Origin of the sequence: Flexivirga sp. (assembly GCF_035551235.1) — a bacterium.
Classification (GTDB): domain Bacteria; phylum Actinomycetota; class Actinomycetes; order Actinomycetales; family Dermatophilaceae; genus Flexivirga.
Genome location: NZ_DASZNO010000045.1, coordinates 17,891 through 36,047, shown reverse-complemented (window position 1 = coordinate 36,047; position 18,157 = coordinate 17,891). Strand labels below are relative to the sequence as shown.

18 protein-coding genes are annotated in these 18,157 nt (G+C 68.3%); 3 read left to right on the top strand and 15 right to left on the bottom strand.

All coding sequences use genetic code 11. From position 1 onward, the window contains the following. Positions 1 to 108: 108 nt before the first annotated feature. Positions 109 to 2,043: a S53 family peptidase gene (locus VG502_RS15820; protein WP_325551035.1), complete on the bottom strand. Its 1,935-nt coding sequence runs from the start codon at positions 2,041 to 2,043 to the stop codon at positions 109 to 111. 257 nt (positions 2,044 to 2,300) lie between these two features. On the opposite strand from VG502_RS15820, the gene pgm reads away from it, so the two are divergent. Next, positions 2,301 to 3,941 carry a phosphoglucomutase (alpha-D-glucose-1,6-bisphosphate-dependent) gene (pgm, locus tag VG502_RS15815; RefSeq protein WP_325551034.1) on the top strand — a complete coding sequence of 547 codons (1,641 nt, stop codon included), beginning with the start codon at positions 2,301 to 2,303 and terminating at the stop codon, positions 3,939 to 3,941. 70 nt (positions 3,942 to 4,011) lie between these two features. After that, positions 4,012 to 4,560 carry a nucleoside/nucleotide kinase family protein gene (locus tag VG502_RS15810; protein ID WP_325551033.1) on the top strand — a complete coding sequence of 183 codons (549 nt, stop codon included), beginning with the start codon at positions 4,012 to 4,014 and terminating at the stop codon, positions 4,558 to 4,560. A gap of 63 nt (positions 4,561 to 4,623) precedes the next feature. Here VG502_RS15810 and VG502_RS15805 read toward each other — a convergent pair whose 3' ends face one another. The 7 genes from VG502_RS15805 to VG502_RS15775 form a co-directional block, all read right to left on the bottom strand. Next, complete coding sequence (locus VG502_RS15805; RefSeq protein WP_325551032.1) at positions 4,624 to 5,862, bottom strand: ATP-grasp domain-containing protein; 1,239 nt, start codon at positions 5,860 to 5,862, stop codon at positions 4,624 to 4,626. Positions 5,863 to 5,899: 37 nt separating this feature from the next. Then, the gene (locus VG502_RS15800; RefSeq protein WP_325551031.1) at positions 5,900 to 6,643 is read right to left on the bottom strand and encodes an esterase family protein; all 744 of its coding nucleotides are present in this window, start codon (positions 6,641 to 6,643) and stop codon (positions 5,900 to 5,902) included. A gap of 78 nt (positions 6,644 to 6,721) precedes the next feature. Next, a complete protein-coding gene (locus tag VG502_RS15795) occupies positions 6,722 to 6,934 on the bottom strand; it encodes a ferredoxin (protein WP_325551030.1) in 213 nt (70 codons plus the stop codon). Beyond that, positions 6,924 to 8,015, bottom strand: coding sequence for an NADH-ubiquinone oxidoreductase-F iron-sulfur binding region domain-containing protein (locus VG502_RS15790; protein WP_325551029.1), 1,092 nt, complete (start codon positions 8,013 to 8,015; stop codon positions 6,924 to 6,926). Before VG502_RS15790 ends, VG502_RS15795 begins: the two co-directional genes overlap by 11 nt. After that, positions 8,012 to 8,569: a ferric reductase-like transmembrane domain-containing protein gene (locus VG502_RS15785; RefSeq protein WP_325551028.1), complete on the bottom strand. Its 558-nt coding sequence runs from the start codon at positions 8,567 to 8,569 to the stop codon at positions 8,012 to 8,014. Before VG502_RS15785 ends, VG502_RS15790 begins: the two co-directional genes overlap by 4 nt. Further along, positions 8,569 to 9,486, bottom strand: a complete 918-nt coding sequence (locus VG502_RS15780; protein ID WP_325551027.1) for an FAD:protein FMN transferase — start codon at positions 9,484 to 9,486, stop codon at positions 8,569 to 8,571. Before VG502_RS15780 ends, VG502_RS15785 begins: the two co-directional genes overlap by 1 nt. Further along, positions 9,483 to 9,791 (bottom strand): hypothetical protein, encoded by a 309-nt coding sequence (locus tag VG502_RS15775; RefSeq protein WP_325551026.1) that lies wholly within the window; start codon positions 9,789 to 9,791, stop codon positions 9,483 to 9,485. The genes VG502_RS15780 and VG502_RS15775 overlap by 4 nt, the downstream gene beginning before the upstream one ends. A gap of 137 nt (positions 9,792 to 9,928) precedes the next feature. On the opposite strand from VG502_RS15775, the gene VG502_RS15770 reads away from it, so the two are divergent. After that, a complete protein-coding gene (locus VG502_RS15770; RefSeq protein ID WP_325551144.1) occupies positions 9,929 to 10,873 on the top strand; it encodes an aldo/keto reductase in 945 nt (314 codons plus the stop codon). A 183-nt stretch (positions 10,874 to 11,056) separates the two neighbouring features. Here VG502_RS15770 and VG502_RS15765 read toward each other — a convergent pair whose 3' ends face one another. The 7 genes from VG502_RS15765 to VG502_RS15735 all read right to left on the bottom strand — a co-directional run bounded on the left by VG502_RS15765 (position 11,057) and on the right by VG502_RS15735 (position 18,082). After that, on the bottom strand, positions 11,057 to 11,998 hold the full coding sequence (locus tag VG502_RS15765) for a tetratricopeptide repeat protein (protein WP_325551025.1): 942 nt from the start codon (positions 11,996 to 11,998) through the stop codon (positions 11,057 to 11,059). 148 nt (positions 11,999 to 12,146) lie between these two features. Then, positions 12,147 to 12,701, bottom strand: coding sequence for a GNAT family N-acetyltransferase (locus tag VG502_RS15760; protein ID WP_325551024.1), 555 nt, complete (start codon positions 12,699 to 12,701; stop codon positions 12,147 to 12,149). Further along, on the bottom strand, positions 12,698 to 13,006 hold the full coding sequence (locus VG502_RS15755) for a thiamine-binding protein (RefSeq protein ID WP_325551023.1): 309 nt from the start codon (positions 13,004 to 13,006) through the stop codon (positions 12,698 to 12,700). The genes VG502_RS15760 and VG502_RS15755 overlap by 4 nt, the downstream gene beginning before the upstream one ends. 23 nt (positions 13,007 to 13,029) lie before the next feature. After that, the gene (locus VG502_RS15750; protein WP_325551022.1) at positions 13,030 to 14,736 is read right to left on the bottom strand and encodes an NAD(P)/FAD-dependent oxidoreductase; all 1,707 of its coding nucleotides are present in this window, start codon (positions 14,734 to 14,736) and stop codon (positions 13,030 to 13,032) included. Positions 14,737 to 14,808: 72 nt separating this feature from the next. After that, on the bottom strand, positions 14,809 to 16,038 hold the full coding sequence (locus tag VG502_RS15745) for an acetyl-CoA C-acetyltransferase (RefSeq protein WP_325551021.1): 1,230 nt from the start codon (positions 16,036 to 16,038) through the stop codon (positions 14,809 to 14,811). A gap of 45 nt (positions 16,039 to 16,083) precedes the next feature. After that, complete coding sequence (locus tag VG502_RS15740; protein WP_325551020.1) at positions 16,084 to 16,338, bottom strand: hypothetical protein; 255 nt, start codon at positions 16,336 to 16,338, stop codon at positions 16,084 to 16,086. Between the two features lie 73 nt (positions 16,339 to 16,411). Beyond that, positions 16,412 to 18,082 (bottom strand): 3-hydroxyacyl-CoA dehydrogenase family protein, encoded by a 1,671-nt coding sequence (locus tag VG502_RS15735; protein WP_325551019.1) that lies wholly within the window; start codon positions 18,080 to 18,082, stop codon positions 16,412 to 16,414. Positions 18,083 to 18,157: the final 75 nt, after the last annotated feature.

Sequence of the window (18,157 nt, the reverse complement as noted above, 5' to 3'; positions counted from 1 at the left end):
CCGGGCCGGCGTGCGCCATACCGCACGATCTGCAGGGCCGAGCCCGCACGCACGAGGCGCCTCCCGGAAGTCCGGGAGGCGCCTCAATTCAGTTGCAGCTGAACGGGATCACCGCAGTGCGTTGACGAAGGCTGACGTCGAGGCAGGCACGCCGAAACCGGTCATGTCGTCGTAGCCCGGCTGCGACACCAGCGTCTGATCCTGCACCTGCTGCGAGTTGATGCCGACGGTGGCGATGGTGCCCGACGTCTTGTACTCGAAGCCGTGTGTCATGGCGTTGCCCTTGATGTCGGTGAGACCGGCGTGGCCGGGGCCGTAGATCGCCGGGTTCAGGAAACCTACGCGCTTGCCGACCAGCGCCAGGGTGCCCGCGGTCCACGGCGAGGACCAGCTGGTGCCGCCGATCTTCTCCAGTGAGAAGTTGTTCCCGGTCGTGGCGTCGTGGAAGCCGATCAGGTAGCCGGTGTAGGGGTCACCGATGCCGGCCATGTCCGGGTAGACACGGTGCGGGTCGGCGCCGGTGAACTGCGTCGGCACGACGCCCTGCTGGTAATAGGGCTCCGCGTGGTACTGGCTCACGCCACCACCTCCGCCATAGCGGTACTGCCAGCCACTCCACGCGTCGTTCTGCTGGAGGTCGCTGGAGGTGTTCCATGCCTGCTCGAACAGCACCTTCGAGCCGGAGGCGTCACCTGTCGCCAATGAGGTCCCGCCGACAGCGGTCACCCAGGGGTTCGCCGCCGGGTAGTCGGCCGAGGGCGCCGTCGTGCTCTGGTCGCCATTGGTGTTGTCGCCGTAGTCACCGGAGGAGAACAACACCGAGATGCCCTGCGCGGCTGCCTGCATGAACAGCCGCGAGTAGGCCCCGTTCGTGATGGGATCGTTCGACTCGGAACCGCCCCACGAGTCGGAGATCGCGTCGACCTGGTTGCCGTTCACGAGTTTGTACATCGAGGTGATCAGCGCGTTGTCCAAGGGAGCCGACGCTGCGGAGTAGATGATGTTCGCGTCCGGAGCGGCCCCGTGGATCGATTGCACGTCGAGAGCCTGCTCGGCATTGACCCCGCCGGAGCCCTGGTTGTCGCAGTAGAGCGGGTTGTAACCGAGGTCGGGTTCGATGACCTTGTACTGACCCGTGCGCAGCGGCTGGAAGCCCAGCGTGTTGGCCCACTTGTTGGTGTCCGCCTCGATACGCGGATCGTTGCACCACAACGTGATGCCGACCTTCATTCCCTGACCGGTGTTCGAGGCGGTCATGCCCCGCGCCGCCCGCACCTGCTGCGGGGTGTAGCCGCACAGACTTCCGGGTTGGACACCCTTCAGCGGCGAGGCGGCATTCGGGATGTTCGGCAGGTGGTATTGCCCGTAGTAGGACGAGCAGGCGTCGCTGGCGCCCGACGTCGCGTTCGGCCGCGCTCCGAGCGCCGAGAGCGTCTTCGCGGCTGCGCTGCGCTGCGCGGTCGGCTCATCGGTGTGGGTGTTGGTGGTGTGCAGGATCCGGGACTGATCCAGGCCGATCACGCCGGCGACCACACCGGACACGCTGCTCGGCACGGTCACCGATCGCGCCGGCGCCGAGACGACGTGCCCGTTCCTCAGATAGCGCTGCATGCGGGTCCCGAATGCCTTGTTGACCTGCGCGACGGAACCGCTGACCTGCACATAGCTGCGACTCGCCGGAACCGCGCCGGTTTGCAAGCCCTGGCTGCGCAGCCAGGCGACTGCCTTGTCGATATCGGGCTTCGACGCGGCGAAACGCTCGGTGAATTGCGCCGGGCTGAGGAACTTTCCGTGCTGGGGGCTCGTCGGGTCGGAAACGGCCCTCACGAAGGCTTCGGCGCCGGCCTGGTCGCGCAGCGCGAACGTGACGATGAAGTGCTCGACAGCGCCTGCGGGGGCCGCTCCGAGCGAGCGCCCGGGAGACACGACGCTGTCGGCCACGACGGTCCGGCCCTTGTCGGCAGCACCGGTTGCGAACGCCGGGCCTCCGAGTGCGCCGGCGGCGAGGGTCACGGCACCCAGCAGGGCAAGGTGTGAGCGCATCTGGCTTCCCTTTCGTAGAACGTAAGTTACTAGAAAGTAGCCGCAGGTGGGGACCGCGCGGGGCGATCGCGATCATCGAGTTGTCCGGCACTCGTGGACGCCTGTCTCGTGGCAGGCTGGTGATATGAGCGAGCGACCAGACGAACACAGGGCGAATGCCGGGACCCGACGAAGGAGGGCAACGGCATGAGCGAGCGGAGCGAGCGACCAGACGAACACAGGGCGAATGCCGGGACCCGACGAAGGAGGGCAACGGCATGAGCGAGAGCCGAGCCGGACAACCTGCCGCTGCGAGCGACCTGGTCGACATACCGCACCTGGTCACGAGCTACTACGAGATCGAGCCGGACCCTGAAAACATCGACCAACAGGTCGTTTTCGGCACCTCGGGTCATCGTGGCTCCTCGCTGAAGGCAGCGTTCAACCAGTCGCACATCCTGGCCACGACACAGGCGATCGTCGACTACCGGCGATCGCAGGGGTATGACGGGCCGCTCTTCATCGGCCGGGACACGCATGCGCTGTCCGAGCCCGCCTGGGCCTCGGCGCTCGAGGTGCTCGCCGCGAACGACGTGCAGGTGCTGGTCGACAACGCCGACGGCTACACACCCACCCCTGCGGTGTCCCACGCGATCCTGCGCGTGAACGGCGGCCGGACGACCGGCACCGGGCTCGCCGACGGGATCGTCGTGACGCCCTCGCACAACCCGCCGGCCGACGGCGGCTTCAAGTACAACCCTCCGCACGGTGGTCCGGCGGACAGCGACGCCACGAAGGTGATCGCCGCAACCGCGAACGACTACCTGCGTGCCGGACTCGACGGCGTGCGGCGGGTCCCCTTCCCCGCGGCACGGTCCGCGGCCGGGGCATACGACTTCATGACGACGTATGTCGACGATCTGGCGAACCTCGTCGACGTCGACGCGATCAAGGCCGCGGGCGTCCGCATCGGCGCCGACCCGCTCGGCGGCGCTTCGGTCGCCTACTGGGGCGCCATCGCGGAGCGCTTCGGTCTCGACCTGACGGTGGTCAACCCCCTGGTGGATCCCACGTGGCGCTTCATGACCCTGGACTGGGACGAGAAGATCAGGATGGACTGCTCCTCGCCATACGCCATGGCCTCCCTGATCGGCAAGCGGAGCGACTTCGACATCGCGACCGGCAACGACGCGGACTCGGACCGGCATGGCATCGTCACGCCGGACGGCGGCCTGATGAACCCCAATCACTATCTGTCCGTGGCGATCCAGTACCTGTATGGCGGCGCCCGCCCCGGCTGGTCGTCCGATCGGGTCGGCAAGACCCTGGTGTCGTCGTCGATGATCGACCGGGTGGTTGCCGGACTCGGCGCGCAACTGTGGGAGGTGCCGGTCGGCTTCAAGTGGTTCGTGCCCGGATTGCTCGACGGCAGTGTTGGTTTCGGCGGCGAGGAGTCGGCCGGTGCGTCGTTCCTCCGCAAGGACGGCACCGCATGGACCACCGACAAGGACGGCATCGCGCTCGCCCTGCTCGCTTCGGAGATCCTCGCCAAGACCGGCGAAACTCCCAGCCAGCACTACGCGAAACTCGTTGCCACTCACGGCGATCCGGCATACGCACGCATCGATGCACCGGCCGACCGGGAGCAGAAGGCGAAGCTGGCGGCGCTGTCCCCCGACGATGTCGCGTCCACCTCCCTGGCCGGCCAACCGATCACCGCGAAGCTGACGCGCGCACCGGGTAACGACGCACCGATCGGCGGGCTGAAGGTCACGACCGAGGACGCGTGGTTCGCCGCGCGCCCGTCCGGCACCGAGGACGTCTACAAGATCTACGCCGAGTCGTTCCAGGGCGCCGACCATCTGGCGCAGGTGCAGGCCGAGGCGAAGGAGATCGTGTCGGCGGCGCTGGGCGGTTGAGCCGGTGGTTCCCACGGTGCGCGGACACACGGTCAGACCCGCGAGAGCCACGAAGACCGGTCGACTGTTCGTGATCTCGGGGGCGCAGGCGGCCGGCAAGTCGACGGTCGGTCACGCGCTCGCGCAGGCCCTTCCGCGAGCGGTGTTCGTCGACGGCGACGCGATCGGCAACGTCGTGGTGTCCGGCGGTGCGGCGATGACCGAACCACCGCGGATGGAAGCGATCGAGCAACTCTTCCTGCGGTATGCCGGTGCGCTCACCGTCTCGGACGTCTACCGATCGGCCGGGTTCGATGCGGTCATCGCGGACAACATCTTCGGCACCTTCCTGGACGATTTCCTGATGATCGCAGCACCCGAACCGATCCACTTCGTGATGCTGACTCCGACGGCTGACGCCATACGTGCTCGCGAACATACCCGCGACAAGGACGCCTACCGGGACGGATTCACCATCGAGGGCCTCGTCGAGTCGGTCGAGAACGGATCACGACGTGTCGGTCTGTGGATCGACAACACGAGTCTTTCGGTGGCACAGACGGTTTCGCAGATCCTGGCGCAGTCCGACGAAGCGCTGGTGGACACCCGGGAGTTCGACGACAGCGCTACGTCGCAATGAGTGGTCCGGTCGGCTGGGCCCACCGTCGTCGGGCAGGACCACGACGAGCTCGCCGACTGACGGTCAGCCGAGGATCTTCTCCTCATCCTTGGCCCAGAGGCCGGTGAGACCACGGAAGTGCGCGAGGAAGCGCTCGTGCTCCTGCGGCGGGTAGGTGGACTTCACCGTCTCGACGAGCAACCGGTCGAAGTCGTCGGACAGCACCCAGTCGAGGACCATCTCGTCGACGTCGGCGAGCGCCGAGTCCACGAACTCCCGGTACCGCTCGGTCTCGAAATATTTGTCCGAAAGTCGTTGATATGCACCGAGTTTCGCCTGATAGTCGTCGTCTCGGTCGGCAATCTCGAACCAGGGCCCCGCGTCCACCTGGGAGTGGCCCTTGCGGCCGGTGACGACGCAGTAGATGGTCCACTTCAACAGTGACTTGATCGCCCACGGGAAGTAGTAGTGCAGGGACGTGATGGCCACATCGGGACAGGCGTTCGCGTAATCGATCGGGTAGACCACGCCGTCCTTGACCAGCATCTCGCAACTGTTGAACTCCCAGCGGAAGAACGCATTCACGGTCTGCGCGATGGTGGTCGTCTCGGCGCCGATCTGCGGGGTGAGGAAGTCGTAGGCGACCTCGTAGCGGTCGTGCATCGGCTGGTCAGGCCGGAACTTCATCACCATCGTCTCGGGACCGATCGTCAGCGCCCGCGCGAAGACCTCGAAGCCGTCGACCGCCCGCTGCAGATGCATCAGCATCTCGCCGGACTCGTCGTAACTGCGGTGCAGTTCGGCCTCGTCGCGGATCATCGAGACGCCGCGCCAGGCACCGCCGTCGAACGGCTTCATGTACATCGGGTAGCCGAGTTCGGCCGCCACCGAATCCAGGTCGAAGGACCGGTTGTACTTCTCCGACGTGTAGGCCCAGCGGACGTTGTCGATCGGGTTCTTGTAGGGCACGAGCACCGTTTCGGGGACGTTCATCCCGAGCCGCATCAGCGCGCAGTATGCCGAGTGCTTCTCCATCGACTGGAACGTGAACGGACTGTTGAGGAGGTAGACGTCGTCCATCAACGCGGCCTTCTTCAGCCACTCGCGCGGGTGGTAGTACCAGTGCGCGAGCCGATCGATCACCAGGTCGGTGCGCGGCTTGTCACGCAGGTTGAACGGCTCGATCGTCATACGTTCGGTGCGTATGTCGTGCCGCGAACCGTCCGGTGCGGTCACCGGGCCGACCCTGCGCATCAGCTCCTCGAAGGCGCGCGGCCAGTCCTCCTCGGCGCCCAGCAGTAGGCCGATCAGGTGTTCGCTCATCGTGCGCTCCCTTCCGTTGCCGTGCACCGTCGATCCATCAGCAGAACCGTGGTAGGTGATGTGCGAGTTGCTTCTGCCACCACGGCCAGTCATGCGCGCTGTCGTGCCCCCACACATCCAGCTGATTCGGAATTCCCTTCTCGGACAACAGTTTTGCGAATGCTGTCGTCGACGGGAGCGCCTGTGTCGGCTGCACTTCGAAGGGCCCCTCCCCGACGACGAGCAACACGCTGGCCGTACGACGCAGCCAGTCCAGGTGCTCACCGTGCATGCCGGCGACATACGACATCGGGTTGGCCAGGTAGGTGGCCTCACCGTGTTCGCCGTGCCCGTGCCAGGACGTGACGTCGTAGCTGCCCGACATACCGATCGAGAGCGGCGCCAGGTGCGCATGCGTCAGGGCGAAGTGGACCGCGTGGTAGGCGCCCATCGAGACGCCCAGGGTGATCATCGGTTGAGTGCCGCCGACCTGGTCGGCGATCCACGGCAATGCCGCACCCTCCAGCCAGCGGGTGTAGCTGCGGTGCCTGGTCGCCCGCTCCTCGGTGGTCGCGGTGTTGTCCGACCAGGTCCACCGGTCCGCCGCATCGACACAGAAGTACGAGACCCGACCGGCGTCCACGAGGTCCTGGGTGGCGGCGACCATGCCGTTGTCCTCGAAGTCCTCGGCACGGCCGGCCTCGCTCGGGAACACCAGAACGGGGCGGCCCCAGTGGCCATGGCGGATGACACCCAGCGACAGGTCCATCCCGGGCACCGGCAACTCGATGCGTTCACCCACCCGCTCATCCTGACGCACACTCGGCGTTGCGCAAGAGGTTTCGACGGATCGTTTTTGCGGATCGGGCGTGCTTCCCGGTCAGGTGGTGGTCGTACGGCGCAACGCCGCGGCCGGGCACAGCCGGACGAGTGCTTCGGTGCGTCGCCGGTCCGCCACGATCTCGGACGGAATCGGGTAGCCCCACTCATCCAGCGGGATCTGCTGCGGGTCGAGTGCGTGGCACACGCCGTGTCCACTGCACGCGATCCGGTCGACCCGGATGACGGTGGAGCGATCGGTCTCAGCTCGCATGTGCGTTCCTCCGATCGGGCTCAGCGACACAGCGGCCGCCGAGATGCGCGTCGAGGTCGTCCCCGAACACCCGCAGCGCCCCCGCGAGGTACTGCGCAACTCCGTCCGGGAAGTGGCAGGCGCCGCGACCGGGCAGGAGACCGAGTCTCCGATGCAGTGACACCACACGGCCCGCGTCGCCGGCCGCCACTGCCGCGAAGTCGGCTGCGACTGCGGGAACGCCGAACATGCACGGACCGCACTGGCCGGCGGTTTCGGCGGCCGCGATCTCCAGCGTGCGGACGACATACTCAACCGGGCACTCGTCCGCTCCGACCACACGCAGCACTCCGCTGCCGATCGTGCAGCCGTGAGCCATCAAAACCTCGGAGTCCCAACGCAATTGCTCGATCTCCGCAGCTCGCAGGAATCCACTGCTGAGGCCACCGACACTCACTGCACGGTATGGCGCCGCCCCCGCCCTCCGGAGCAGGTCCGCGATGGGCGTTCCGGCCGCCGACTCGAAGACCCCCGGGTGATGGACCGCGCCCGCCACGGTGACGAGACGCGGGCCCGGCTCGGCAGGCGTCCCGAACGACCGGAACCATCCAGGACCGTTGTGGATGATTTGGCTGACGCGCCATACGGTTTCGGCGTTCAGCACCAGCGTCGGGCGCAGCCGTCGTCCCTCGGCGTCCTTGCCGCCGAAGACCAGCGGTCGGTCCCTGCTCACCGGTCGCGCGAAGTCGCCGTGCGCGATCGAGACGATGGCCGACTCCTCGGAGGCGACATACCGGTCCGGGACCTCCAACGCCGGAAGCCCAGCTGCCAGAAGCAGATTCAGGGTCGGGCTGCCCCGCCGTGCCGCATAGCGCACGTCGGAGGTGATCGAGCGGGCGCCGTGGACCAGCTCGTCGAGATGCCGCGACACCACGAACCAGTCCTTGGCGGCATCCAACTCTCCGTCACAGGCGTTGACGATCAAGGTCGCGCGGCTGTCCTGCGCCGCGGCGACCTTCCGCGCGGTGGAGAACGACGCACCGCCGCGCCCGGCGAGACCGGCCTCCGCAAGCAGGTCCACAAGCTTCTCCGTGTGATTCATGTCCACTCCTGCAGTCGGGAGATACGCCGTTGTTCGGTATCGGGATGCGTTGCGACCATTCGCCATCCGATCGCCGCCACGCCCAGGACGGCGCACGCGAGCGTGCTGCCGAGCAACACGGGTTCATCGGACGTGCCCAGGGCGTAGCTGTGCACGATGGCAACCGGCCAGGACAGGTAGGCGCTGAGGTGGACCCAGCGCCAGGCCCGCCGGCTGACCCGATCGCGCAGCAGCGACGTCGCGACCACCGCGATCAGAATGTCGACAGAGAGTGTGCCGAGTGCCACCCAGGTCGCCTCGTAACCGGAGGTGAACGGCACCACGGACGCCAGCCAGCCGACGTGCACATAGCCGTCCAGGACGGCGCTGACGATGTGCGCGACGAGGAAGATCGACGAGCCGAGCGAGAGACTGCGGTGAACGCCCATCGCGATCGCCTGCCCGCGCGGCGTCATTCTCCGCTGCCCGGACAGCAGCATGCCGAGCACGAGCACGACGGTGAAGAGCACGAGGGCAGCGACTCCCGTCGCCCGCGACAGATACCAGAGGAACATCAGGCTGCTCCCTCCTCCGGCCATCCGGGTGTATGGCGCCGGGATCCGTCGGCGCCGATCAGCAGTGCGGGCAGGCCACGCGCAGCCAACCAGGACGGTGCCGCGCTCCCGAGTACGACGGCCGCGGTCGAGGCCGAATTCGCTTCCAGCGCAGTGCGTCCCGCGACGGTGACCTGCCGCCAGACGACCTCAGCCGGTGAGCCGGTCCGCGGATCGATGATGTGGTGTCGCTGCACGCCGGCGCTCGTCCAGGTCCGTAGCGCGGTCGAGGAGGTCGCGAACGCCTGGCCGCTGCCGAGCACCGTCTGGACAACCTTGCCGGACGGGCCCTCGACCCCGATCCGCCAGCCGCCGGCCGGCGGTGCACCCGCTGTTGCGATGTCACCGCCGAGGTCCACCAGCACACCACTGCCGGTCTCGTCGTGGATGCTCGCGGCGATCCGATCGGCGAGGAGGGCCTTCGCGGATGCGCCGAAGTCGAGCACGCCACCGGGTGGCACCGCGAGGAGGTGCAGCGCGGCGTCATACCTGATCGAACGCCAGGTCGACCGAGCCGGTGGTCCCGACACCGGCCGGTCGCCGCGAGCGCGAACCACGTCGAGGTCGTCGTCGTAGCCGAACGCCTCCATGGCCGCGCCGATCGTCGGGTCGACCAGCCCATCGGTCAGCACGGCCGCGCGCAAGGCTGCCTCGACGACATCTCCGAGCAGGGGCGAAACCCGTTGTGGCAGACCGTTGTTCGCCAACCTGCGGATCTCGGAGTCGGAGCGGAAACGAGAAGCGACATCGTCGAGTCGCTCGACGTCGTGCAGCGCGATCTCGCCCGCCCGTGTGGCGGTGAATCGGCTCGTGACGAGAATCCGGCAACTCGTCCCGATCGCGGAGAACTGTGCCGCGAGGACCGGGATGGTTCTCATGAGCCGCGGGTGTTGCTGTCGGTGCCGCCATTGCCGCCGTCGTTCACCGAGGGCACCTGGCCGTAGGTGGGGGCGGACGACTTCGAGGACGTTGAGGAGGACGCCGAAGCGGACGACGAAGCGGACGAGCCCGCGGCGCCGGAGTTGCTGGCGGAACTCGCCGGTGCTGACGGCACCGTCGTCCCCGACGCCGGGTTGTTGTCGCCCTGCACTGCCAGTTGTCCGACGAGTCCCGCCGTGAGGAGAGTGCCGGCCGCCATACCGGCGACCGCGAGGTGTCGTGTTCTACGCAAAATGGGGAGCATGGGGGTGCGCTTTCTCTGAAAGGAACACCTCGAGACTGCCCGCGACACTTCTGGGGACCGTTTGAGACGGCTGTGGAACGCTTGCAGGTCCGCGAAGCTCTTCCGACCGGCTGAGACGTATCGTCGGGTGCGTGGATATGACCTACCGCCCACTGGGCGACTCCGGACTGATGGTCAGTGCGGTCGGGATCGGCTGCAACGCGTTCGGGCAACGTGTCGACGAATCCGGTGTGCGCGAAATCCTCGACGCCGCACAGGACGTCGGCGTCACGCTGCTCGACACCGCCGACATCTACGGTCGGGGCGCCAGCGAGGAACTGCTGGGCGCGGCGTTGCGGGGCCGCCGCGACGATTTCGTGGTGGCCACGAAGTTCGGCATGGACACCGGCGGCCTCAACGGAACCGACCACGGCATGCGCGCTTCCCGACGCTATGTGCGCCGGGCGGTCGAGGGCTCACTGCGCCGCTTGCGGACCGACCACATCGACCTCTATCAGCTGCACACGCCGGACCCGGTCACGCCCATCGAGGAGACCCTGTCCGTGCTGACCGACCTCGTACGGGAGGGAAAGGTCGGCTACCTCGGCTGCTCGAACTTCGCCGGATGGCAGGTCGCGGACGCGGACTGGACCGCCCGCACCGTGGGCCTGGAGCGCTTCGTCTCGGTGCAGAACCGCTACTCGTTGCTGGACCGCACGATCGAGGACGAGGTCGCGCCCGCGGCCGAGACGTTCGGGCTCGGGGTGCTGCCCTTCTTCCCGCTCGAGCGCGGCCTGCTCACCGGCAAGTACCGTCGCGGCGAGCAGCCGCCGGCCGGTTCGCGCGCAACCTCCGGGCCGTCGCAGTGGCTGGCGGACGCGGACTGGGACCGCATCGAGGCGCTCGAGTCGTATGCCGCGCAGCGCGACCTGACCGTGCTCGATGTCGCCATCGCCGGGCTCGCCGCCCAGCCGGCCGTCGCGTCGGTGATCTCCGGCGCGACCTCGGCCGATCAGGTGCGCACGAACGCCGCTGCGCTGCGCTGGGAGCCGACGCCGGACGACCTCGCCGTCCTCGACGAGCTCACCACCCAACGCGAGTGACGGCTTCTTCGCCGAGTGACGGCCAGATAGGACCGTCAGTCGGCGAAGAAGCCGTCACTCGGCAAATATGGGCGGGCGAGGAGCGCGCGAAAGAGGCCGCGCGGCGACGACCAGGCCACGTGGATCCGCCGCGAGCGTGCGAGCGGTGTGGCCACGTGGCCTGCGAGGAGTGTGCGAAAAGGTTCAGTACAGGGCGGACATGAGCGCCGTGCGGGCCTTCTTGACGCGGTCGTCGGTCGGACCGACGACGTCGAAGAGCTTCACCAGGTGCTCGCGAGCGGCGTTGCGCTCGTCACCGGCGGTCGCCTTGACCAGGTCGATCAGCCGCGCGAAGGCGTCCTCGATGTGCCCACCCAGCACGTCGAGGTCGGCCACCAGGGTCTGCTTCTCGACGTCGGTCGGAGCAGCTGCGGCAGCCTCCCGCGCGGCGTTGAGATCGGCGCCCGAGGTGCGCTCCAGCAGCCCCACCTGACCGAGGCCGAGCCGGGCCTCGTCGTCGGCGGGGTTGTCGGCGAGCGCCTGCTTGTATGCCGCGGTCGCCGCGGCGTAGTCGCCCTTCTCGATGGCGTCGAACGCCCGCTGGTGCGTCTCGGGCAATTCCGGCTCGGCGGGCTGCTCGGCGTCCTCGGCGGCGGCGTCATCGGTCACCTCGAGTCGACCGGTCACGCCGTTGGCGGCAGCGGCTTCGAGCACCTTGTCCAGGACATCCCGAATCGCGTCGGCCGGCTGGTCACCGACATACAGGGGCACGGGCTGGCCGGCGAGTATGGCGAGCACCATCGGCACCTGCTGCACCTGCAGCGCCTGGCGGATCTGCAGTGACACGTCGATGTCGACGGTCGCCAGCTGCATGCGCCCGGCGTAGGAGCGGACCTCCTTCGCAAGGGCATCGAGGTGGTTCTTGCTCTCGGGACGACTTCCGGACCAGAGCGCAACGATGACCGGCACACGGGCCGAGGTCTGCATCGCGTCGCCGAAACTGGCGTCGTCGACCGCGATCACCAGGTTGTCGTTGGAGCCGGCGGGTCCCGCGCCGGGTGCTGCCGAGGGCGATGCCGGGCGCGCGAGGGAGGAGAGGTCGACGGCACCGCGCAGCGACGCCGGGGTGATGGGCTGATCGGTCATGTGCCCATTCTTACGCGTCGGCGCTTCGCCCGGCTGTCCGCCCATCCTTCGGCGCTGAGACTGCTCCGCCGGTGACGTCTGAAACGGCCGCTGACGGCCGAAACTGCCATTGACGGTGCAGTTGCGCCGTCAATGGCAGGTTCGACCGTCAATGGCGAGGAATCGGCACCGAACGCACCATGCGGATCTCGTCGCACTGGAGTTCGTCGTCGCGCTTGGAGCCGCCGTCGGCCGCAAAACCGAGCTTGCGGTAGAACGCCTGCGCCCGCAGGTTCTCCCGCACGACCCAGAGGTATGCCGCTCGCTCCCCCAGCGTCTCGTCGACGAGCTGCCGCGCGACACCGCTGCCATGGAAGTCGCGCAGCACGTTGAGCGCACCGAGCTCCTGCGGCACTGGTGCGTCGTCGTCACGGGCACCGCCGATCTGGCAGAAGCCGGCGAGGCGACCGCTCGGCACATGCCGGGCCAGGCGGGACCGGAAGAGCACGCCGTCCACGACTCCGCCGGCTTCGCTCTCGCGTGCACTGCCGACGCCGATCCGCCTGCGCCAGTGCGCAACTCGCGGCTCGAGCTGCATGCCGTCCAGGTAGTCCTGGGAGAGCATGCCGACATACGTGTCCCGCCATACCTGCATGTGCAGGGTCGCCAGCTCCCGGGCATCGGCGTCGGTGAACGGCGCGATCCGGAAGTCGGACCGGCTCACTGCTGGGTCTTGAGGCGCGCCTCGACGCGGTCGACCTTCTCGGTGAGCTGGCCGGTGAAACCAGCGCGCATGTCGGCCTTGAGCACCAGGCTCACGCGCGGACTCTTCGCCGCGACCGCCTCGCACGCCGCCTTCACGACGGCGAGGCATTCGTCCCACTCACCCTCGATGGTGGTGAACATCGACGTCGTTTCGTTCGGGAGGCCGGAGGCGCGCACGACGCGCACAGCCTCGGCGACCGCCTCGCTGACGGAGCCGTCGGGGTCGTCGGTCGTGCCGGGTGCGATGGAGAAGGCGAAGAGCATGCCGCCAGGCTATGCCACCTGCCTCAGCCGAGCGCCGGGTCCACCGCCTCGACAGCAGGGGTGAGGGATGCCAGGTAGGAGTGCACCGACGGTATGGCGGCCGCGCCCTCGCCGCTCGCCGACGCGACGCGCTTCATCGAGCCGAAGCGGATGTCACCGGCGGCGAAGATGCCGGGCACCGTCGTGCCGAGCGGCACCGGCGGACAGTCGTCGATCCACGACTCGCGCGGTACATCACGCCCGGTGAGCACGAATCCCTTGGGATCCTGGGCGATTTCGGCTGGCAGCCAGTCGCAGCACGGGTCGGCGCCGAGCAGGAGGAACAACCCGCCGCACGGCTTCTGCAACTCCGCGCCGGTCTTGTTGTTGCGCAACGTGACCCACTCCAACCGCGTGGCTCCCCCGGCGTCCACCACCTCACAGTTGGGCTTCACCCCGATGCGCGGATTGATCTCGATCTCCCGGATCAGGTAGTCCGACATCGTCTCGGACAGGTCCGGCCGACGAATCGCGATCTTCACCGATCGCGCGAACCGCGACAGGTGCACGGCTGCCTGCCCGGCCGAGTTGCCGCCGCCGACCACCACGACGTCCTTGCCGACACATTCACGCGCCGAACTCGTTGCCGCTCCGTAGTGCACGCCGAGACCGACGAACCGCTCGATCTGCTCCACGCCGATCCGCCGGTAGGCGACACCCGCTGCGACGATCAGCGCCCGCGCGTGCACCACGCGATCCTCCAGCCGCAGCGTGTGGACACCACCGGGCCGCTCGGCGAGATCCATACCTACGACCGGCCGGGCCGAGTAGAGCTTCGCCCCGAAGCGTGCCGCCTGGGCGCGGGCTCGTTGCGCGAGCCGCATGCCGGAGATGCCGCGCGGGAAGCCGAGGTAGTTGCGGATCATCGAGCTGGTGCCCGCCTGGCCACCGATCGCGTCGGAGTCGAAGACGACCGTCGAGAGGCCCTCCGAGGCGCCATACACCGCGGCGGCCAGGCCGGCCGGGCCCGCACCGATCACCGCGAGGTCTAAGACGTCGTCCTCCTCGAAGTCCTCGAACGCGTAGAAACGCCGCCCGATGTCGGCGATCGTCGGCTGCACGACGGTCTCGGTCAGCGGCGAGGAGAGCACCGGGTATGCCGGCTCGCCGTCCGGCCACTCGAAGCCCTCCAGCAAACCCTGCGCGACGGTCGACTCGGGCGCGTAGCTGCGGCTCGGGATGCCCAACCGGTCCAGAAAATCACGCAACCGGCCGGCGTCCACGTTGCCCGGTGGTGCGATGAGCTGCACGGCCTCGAAGACCGGCTTGCTCGCACTCCAGCCCCAGTCCGACAGCAGCTCGGTGACCGCGGTGTGGAACTCCTCGTCCCGCTCACCACGAGGTATGGCGAGCCCGGCCTCGATGCGGCCGTCGACCTGCGCCTCGCGCAGCGTCTCGCGGTTGACGCGGAACTCCTGACCGCCATAGACCAGCGCGCGCTTGGTGACGGCACTGACCGCGTGCAGGCAGTCCATCGTCACGAGCCCGGGCGCGTCCGGTTGAGTGAATTCGACGACGAACAAAGCGATTTCGACATGCTGCGCAATCAGCGACTGCACCAGCGACATGGCCGGCCCGAGCCCACGCGCAAGCTCAACGCGGTAGTCATTCGAATAGCGAGCGAACTCGTGCTGCAACTGCTCGGCATGTCCGTCCCCGACCAGGACGATGGCAGGTTGAAGAGGCTTCACCCGGCGAGTGTATGCCGGGCGAAGCCCCTTCAATCAGTGCTTATTTCGCGAGAGTGCTCATTTCGCGGCCGATCAGCTGCGTGCCTGCGAGTCGAGCTCCACCCGCTGCGGCACACGCACGATCAGCGCGTCACCCTGACCGCCGCCACCGCACAGGCTCGCGGCACCGACCCCGCCACCGCGACGCTGCAGCTCGAGGGCGAGGTGCAGCACGAGACGCGCACCCGACATACCGATCGGGTGGCCCATGGCGATCGCACCACCGTTGACGTTGACGATCTCGGGGTCGATGCCCAGCTCGCGGGTCGACACGATGCCGACGGCGGCGAACGCCTCGTTGATCTCGACCAGGTTGAGGTCGGTCGCCTTGATGCCCTCCTTGGCGCAGGCCGCGTTGATGGCGTTGGCCGGCTGCGACTGCAGGGAGGAGTCCGGACCGGCGACGACGCCGTGTGCACCGATCTCGGCCAGCCACTCCAGGCCGAGCTCCTGCGCCTTGGCCTTGCTCATCACCACGACGGCGCACGCGCCGTCCGAGATCGGCGAGCTCGAACCGGCGGTGATGGTGCCGTCCTTGGCGAAGGCCGGCCGCAGGCCGCTCAGGCTCTCCGCGGTGGTCTCCGGACGGATGCCCTCGTCATTCTTGAACTCGACCGGGTCACCCTTGCGCTGCGGGATCTGGACGCTGACGACCTCGTCGTCGAAGACGCCGTCCTTCCACGCACGCGCCGCCAGATGGTGACTGCGAGCACCGAACGCGTCCTGCTCCTCACGGGTCACCTGCTGCTCACCGGTGTTGGCCTGCTCGGTGAGTGCGCCCATCGCCTGGTCGGTGAAGGCGTCCCACAATCCGTCGAGGGCCATGTGGTCGTGCATGGTCACGTCGCCGTACTTGAAGCCACCGCGGCTGCCGGGCAGCAGGTGCGGCGCCTGGCTCATCGACTCCTGGCCACCGGCGACGACGACCTCGAACTCACCGGCGCGGACCAACTGGCCGGCGAGCGCGATCGCGTCCAGGCCGGACAGGCAGACCTTGTTGATGGTCAGCGAGGGGACGCTCATCGGGATGCCGGCCTTCACGGCGGCCTGACGCGCGGGCATCTGCCCGGCGCCGGCGGTGAGCACCTGGCCCATGATCACGTAGTCGACCTGGTCGCCGGCGACGCCGGCCTTGTCCAGGGCGCCCTTGATGGCGAAGCCGCCGAGGTCGGCGCCGGACAGACTGGAGAGCGAGCCCTGCAGCTTGCCCATCGGGGTGCGTGCGCCGGCAACGATGACGGCGGTGTTTTCGGACGAAGTCATGGAACCCACTGTAATCGCGGCGGCTGGGCCCTCCACTGCGGCCGGTCAGTGCCAGGAACCGCGCGGTGGCCGTCGATCCCGCGCGGACCAGCACGCCGTGTGCCAGTGCCGCCGGTCGGACACGTCGCCCAGGCCATCGTCGGGCCAGACCACGACATGCGCCAGCGATGACGCGAGCGCCTGCTGGCAGCCGGGACAGACGTAACTGCGCCCGGCCGTATTGCCACGCACCGGCCGGACCCGGTAGGACCTGCCGTCATACGACTCGGTGCGTATGCCGGTCTCGAGCAACCGCGACACGTCCGGACGCCGATCGGGCGAACCCGATCGGCGACTCGGACGACGGTTGCGCCGGGGCATGCTTGCCGCGGGGTCAGCCCAGGAAGGGCAGGTCGCGCACCGCGTGCTCGACGAGCAGCGGGCTCGGGACGATGGTCGGGTCGACCGACGCCTGCTCGAGCAGTCCATCCGCCACGACATCCGCGCCGAGCTCGTCGAGTATGGCGAACAGGCCGCGCGGGTAACCGCAACCGGCCGTCATGGCGGTGTCGACATCCGCCGGGGTGGCGTAACCGGCATCGACCATCGCCACGGCGTCGTTCAGGTGCTGGAAGAGCAGCGAGTCGACGACCAGACCCGGGCGGGCCGGCCCGGCGACCGGCACGAACCCGGCGGCGGTGAGGGTGGCGCGGACCATCGCGGTCTGCTCATCGGTCGTGCCGAGCGGGACGCCGAACTCGGCGACCTGGCCGTGCTTGGTCTCCTGGTGAACACGGAACGGCAGCACCGCGACGTCGTCGTCGAGCACTCCGGCCACCGCGAACTCGCTCGCCTCGTCGGCGGCGAGCACCACGGTGCGTGCATCCAGGACCTCGGCGACGTCGGAGAACCAGTTGCCCGGGGCGGCTCCACCACAGCAGGCGCAGTCCGTGGAGTCGGCGTCGTCCTCGACGTCACAGTCGCCGGCGTTGCAGTTGGCGCAGTCGGCTTCGGCCCCACCGACGAGGACGACGAGGGGTGATCCGGCCAGGTCCGCGACGTCGGTCTCGGGGTCGTCGATCGCAGCGACCGTGACACCCGCCTTCGCGAACGCATCGGTCAATTGTGTTGCCAGCTCTCCCTTTCCGACGATTGCGGCAGACGCCGTCATCGCATCGGTGCCGGCATCCTCCTCGGCGCCGGCATCGGCGGCGTAGTCGTAGAAGCCCTGACCCGTCTTGCGGCCGAGTCGCTTGGCCAGCACCAGCTGACGCAGCAGCGACGGCGACGCGTCGGAGGCGCGCTTCGTCGCGGCATACATGACCTCGCAAACCTCGTGGACGACGTCGAGGCCGACCAGGTCGGAGAGCGTCAGCGGACCCATCGGCAGGCCGATGCCGACCCGGCAGGCGTTGTCCAGGTCGACGCGGCTGACCTTGCCGGTCTCGTAGAGAGCGATCGCGCGGGCCAGGTAGGGAATGAGCAGAGCGTTGGCGACGAACCCGGCCCGGTCGCCGACGACGACGGGCTTCTTGCCCAGCTCGAGCGCCAGGTCGCGCACCGCGGTGGCGACGTCCTCGTCGAGCAGGACGGTCTTGATGACCTCGACGAGCTGCAGCACCGGCGCCGGGTTGAAGAAGTGCATGCCGACGACCCGCTCCGGGTGCCGGGTGCCCGCGGCGATCTCGGTGAGCGACAGGCTCGAGGTGTTGGAGGCCAGGACGGCCTCCGGACGCACGATGTCGTCCAGAGCGGTGAAGATCGAGTGCTTGATCTCCATCCGCTCCGGGACGGCCTCGATGACCAGGTCGGCGTCGCTGAGATCGGACAGCTCGGCGGTGAAGGTGATGCGCTCCAGCGTCGCATCGCGATCGGCCTCGGCGAGCTTGCCCTTGCTGACCGCGCGCTCGAGCGACTTGGTGACGAATCCGCGACCGCGCTCGGCGAGTTCGGTGCTGCCGTCCACTGCGTAGACCGGGAAGTCCGCCTTGGCGAAGACCTCCACGATGCCGGCACCCATCGTGCCCAGACCGATGACTGCAACCTTTGAGATGACTGGAACCATGCGCTCAGTGTCTCAGCCGGACGCCCTCCCCCGGCACCGGTCCCCGCGGGGTGGGACGCAGACGCGCACGGTATG